Annotated in this window: 2 protein-coding genes; both read right to left on the reverse strand. The window is 46.4% G+C overall.

Annotation, left to right across the window (positions count from 1 at the left end; translation table 11 throughout):
• Positions 1-647 (reverse strand): cell division protein FtsA (gene ftsA, locus U9P07_12865; GenBank protein ID MEA2110295.1); only part of this gene is annotated, 647 nt, incomplete at its 3' end.
• Between the two features lie 22 nt (positions 648-669).
• Positions 670-1,546 (reverse strand): FtsQ-type POTRA domain-containing protein (locus U9P07_12870; GenBank protein ID MEA2110296.1); only part of this gene is annotated, 877 nt, incomplete at its 5' end.

Genomic DNA, 1,546 nt, shown 5'->3' on the forward strand with positions numbered 1-1,546 from the left:
ATATCAGTAGTACCACCACCAATATCGATCACCATAACTCCCAATTCCCGTTCCTCGGGAGTCAAGACCGCAGCACTGGAAGCTATCTGCTGCAAAGCTATATCATAAACTTCCAGGCCGGCACGGTTACATGAGCGAACAATATTCTGTGCTGATGCCACTGCGGCGGTAACAATATGGACTTTCACCTCCAGCCTGACACCGGACATACCTACCGGATCATTAATCCCATCCTGATCATCAATAATAAACTCCTGGGCCATGGTATGAATCACTTCACGATCCATGGGAATAGCTACTGCTTTGGCCGCTTCCAGAACTTTTTCAACATCTTTGGACGAAACCTCCCGATCCTTGACCCCGATAATGCCATGGCTGTTAAAACCTTTAATATGTGCTCCGGCAATACCGGTCACCACCGCTTTAATGTCTGTTCCTGACATCAATTCAGCTTCATGAACCGCTTTTTTTATCGAATCAACCGTACTGTCGATATTGACTACCACTCCTTTACGCAAACCTTCCGAAGGATTGGTCCCAATCCCGATAATTTCAATTCCTTCCACAGTTATCTTGCCAACAATGGCGCAGATCTTCGTGGTCCCGACATCTAAACCAACGACAATCTGATCATTTTTAGCCATCATACCCCCCTGCACATCATACTGACTAGTGGCTGGCATCCCCATACCTTACCACTACCGAATATCCGGCACTGCAATCAAAACCGCTCACCAGTTCCACTTCCTTACCCAAATAGTTAAGCACTTTCTGCCAATGTTTCAATTTCAGCCGAAATTCCTCCAGACCCAAACGAAGTTGCCAGATATGCCGGCGGGTAAAGACCGTCAAACCAAAAGCATTATCCAAATTAATCTCCGCTATTCCTTCCTGACCATAGGCATCATTTTCCTGCCAGCAGGCCAGCAACTTTAAACCAAGATCCAGTAAAACCCGCCCCTGTTCAGGATTTTTCTGCAGTTGAGCCACCGACAATCCGGTAAAAACCGGCAAGTCAACTTCCTCCCCAGGATCAATCCGCTTAAAAATCTGCCCGTCAACATCAACGTAATAAAGTTTTTCCAGGTTAACAATGGCCACAGGCACCCTTTCAGTCACAGAAACCAGCAGGCGATCAGGCCATTGCCGACTGAGCTGGGCAGTCTTTACATATGGCAGGTTTTCCACTGCAGCCTGCTTATCAACCAGATCCACGTCAAACAGCAACATCCCCGGTTCCAAGTCCAACTGCTGTACGATTCCTTCCTTGGCAGTGTGATAATTTCCTTGCACAACAACCTCCTTTATGGTTCCTATTTCCTGTTCAGTTAACTGCTGCCTGATATAAGTGGTAATTAACGGTATCCGTGTCCAGATCAAAAAACTGACAATTACCATGAGCAATACCAAACCTGTCCGGGCAAACAAGGCCGCATATGCTCTTTTCTTTTTTTTCTTTCGCCCCCGTTTCAGTTCCCGGTTTATATTACTCAGTTTATTTTTCCGGGGAACAGCCACCATGCACCAACATTTTACGGTATACGGT

The sequence above is a fragment of the Pseudomonadota bacterium genome (assembly GCA_034660915.1).
Lineage (GTDB): Bacteria > Desulfobacterota > Anaeroferrophillalia > Anaeroferrophillales > Anaeroferrophillaceae > DQWO01.